This is a genomic window from Psychrobacter sp. (assembly GCF_041554015.1).
Classification (GTDB): domain Bacteria; phylum Pseudomonadota; class Gammaproteobacteria; order Pseudomonadales; family Moraxellaceae; genus Psychrobacter.
Genome location: NZ_JBFFMS010000088.1, coordinates 1 through 2,400, shown reverse-complemented (window position 1 = coordinate 2,400; position 2,400 = coordinate 1). Strand labels below are relative to the sequence as shown.

The following is a 2,400-nucleotide window of genomic DNA, read 5'->3' as shown; positions in this document are numbered from 1 at the left end:
GGCATTACTCTTAAGTAGTAGGCTAAGTGGTTAAATAAACTAAGTACGACCTAAGCAGCGGTAGTTCAGTTGGTTAGAATACCGGCCTGTCACGCCGGGGGTCGCGGGTTCGAGTCCCGTCCGCTGCGCCATATTTAAAACGAATTTAAACTCTCGAGTTTAAGCAAGTTTCGCCTCAAACATTAGATTGTTTGAGGTTTTTTTGTGTCTGTAAATCAGACCATTAAAAAGTCTTCAGACAAACCAGCCAATTATTGGCGTTCGGTGCATCTGAAGACTCTTTGCTGATCATACTATTTTCTTATTGTGCCATTTTCTTATCATACTGCAGGCTAGCTTATAGTCTAAGTTAGCGGATATCTCGCATGTGCAGCCCTACATAAAACCCGAATGCTAAGGTATCAACTTAAAGAAATGCTGACGATAATGTTTTAGCTCACGAATTGAATCACGAATATCATCCAATGCTAAATGACTGCCGCCTTTTTCAAAGTTCTTCAAGACATCAGGGCGCCAGCGAAAGCATAGCTCTTTGATAGACGACACATCAAGATTACGATAATGGAAAAATCTCTCTAATTCTGGCATTTGACGTGCCATAAAGCGGCGATCTTGGCAAATTGAGTTGCCGCACATCGGCGACTTACCACTATCAACCCATTTATTTAAAAACTTGATGGTTTCAGCTTCCGCCTCAGCCAAAGTCACGGTACTACGGCGCACACGGTCGACCAGCCCCGATTGACCATGCTGCTTGGTATTCCAATCGTCCATTTTATTTAGAACTTGATCAGAGACTTTGATGGCAAATACGGGTCCTTCAGCAAGGACGTTTAAGTCTTCATCGGTGACGACAGTGGCTATCTCGATAATCTCATCATTGAGAGTATCCAGTCCGGTCATTTCTAAATCAATCCATACCAGCCCTTTTTTGCCTTGGTTTTTGATTTTAATCTTATTGGGGTGGTCGCCGGTGGTCATAAAATATCCTATGGTCAATAAAGTTTGGAACAATTTACAAGCAAAGCTTTGATAGCGATGATAATAAAATAAAGTAGCTATTCACGTGCAGCCAATAAAGTGCAGCAAATGTTTATATACAGCTAGCAGCGACTTTTATTTAGCATGGATAAACACTAAAATATTACAAAATCTGTGCTAGTGCAGGTGCTTTAGGCTGTATGTTAGCAAACTTTCACGCTACACTGAGCAATATTTTATAATAGGTCACAAACCCATGGCATTAATCCGACAACGCAAACTGACGAAACAGCAGATTCGGCGCATCGATAAGCAGCAATTATTAAGTCAAGATAGTATCGATGACAGTTTGATGGATGGCGTGGTTATGGCGCATTATGGTAAACAGCTAGAAGTGCAAGTGACCAGCTTGCCCGCTGTAATACCGATGCAGCCTGAGATTGCACCTGATGATCCGGAGCCGTTTTGGCAAGAGCTGGCACTCGGTGATATTTGGCGCTGCCACGTACGAACCAACCTGCCGATGCTAGCCGCTGGCGACCAAGTACGCTTTAGCGCCGATCCTAATACTGGCTTTGGTCGGATTGAATCAGTCAAACCTCGTACGTCACTGGTCTCACGCCCTGATCGTTATCATAAGCTAAAACCTGTCGCCGCCAATGTCGATATTTTAGCGATTGTATTTGCGCCCTTGCCTGCTGCTGCCCCGACGCTTATTGATCGTTACTTAGTTGTTTGCCATCATGCTGGGGTCACACCTCTACTGGTGCTCAATAAAGCCGATTTGCTTGCAGAAGAAAAAGGCGTTGATACCAGTGAGTTATTGACGCAATATGCCGCACTTGGTTATGAGAGTGTTTTGACCTCAGTTGACTGTCCAGAAAACGTCGCTGATAGCGATGAGCAAGAAGGACTTGATGAGCTAAAACGCCATATAGATAAAAAGCTGGTTATTTTTGCAGGGCAATCTGGCGTTGGTAAAAGCAGCTTAATCAATGCTTTGTTGCCTGAATCAGCGCAAAGCGTCAATATCATCTCTGATAATTCAAAACTTGGTCAACATACCACCACTACCAGTCGCTTATTGCCCTTTAATCCAGATGATTTGACCCAAGGCGGCATCGTCGATACCCCCGGTATTCGCGAGTATGGTATTTGGCACTTGACGCCTGATGACATTATTTCCGGCTTTGTTGAGCTTGCGCCACTATCTGGTGACTGTCAGTTCCGCGACTGTCGCCATACTCATAACAGTAAAGGCTGTGCATTATGGGAAGCAGTTGCTGAGGGTAAAGTATTACAGCGCCGCGTTGAAAACCTTGTGACGCTCAGAGAAGAGGCTGATACCAAACCTTATTGAGCCTTATTAAGCCTTATTAATTCTTATCCACTGTTAATCACGATGATGGCCATCACACG

General features: G+C 44.1%; 2 protein-coding genes and 1 tRNA gene. 2 read left to right on the top strand and 1 reads right to left on the bottom strand.

All coding sequences use genetic code 11. The features are described from left to right. The first annotated feature begins 54 nt into the window (after positions 1–54). Positions 55–131 (top strand) — tRNA-Asp (locus ABYU67_RS12120). A 262-nt stretch (positions 132–393) separates the two neighbouring features. On the opposite strand, the gene orn is transcribed toward ABYU67_RS12120, so the two are convergent. Further along, a complete protein-coding gene (gene orn / locus ABYU67_RS12115) occupies positions 394–981 on the bottom strand; it encodes an oligoribonuclease (RefSeq protein WP_372845553.1) in 588 nt (195 codons plus the stop codon). 256 nt (positions 982–1,237) lie between these two features. On the opposite strand from orn, the gene rsgA reads away from it, so the two are divergent. Beyond that, entirely contained in the window at positions 1,238–2,341 is a 1,104-nt protein-coding gene (gene rsgA / locus ABYU67_RS12110) for a ribosome small subunit-dependent GTPase A (protein ID WP_372845551.1), read from the top strand. The last annotated feature ends 59 nt before the right edge of the window (positions 2,342–2,400 follow it).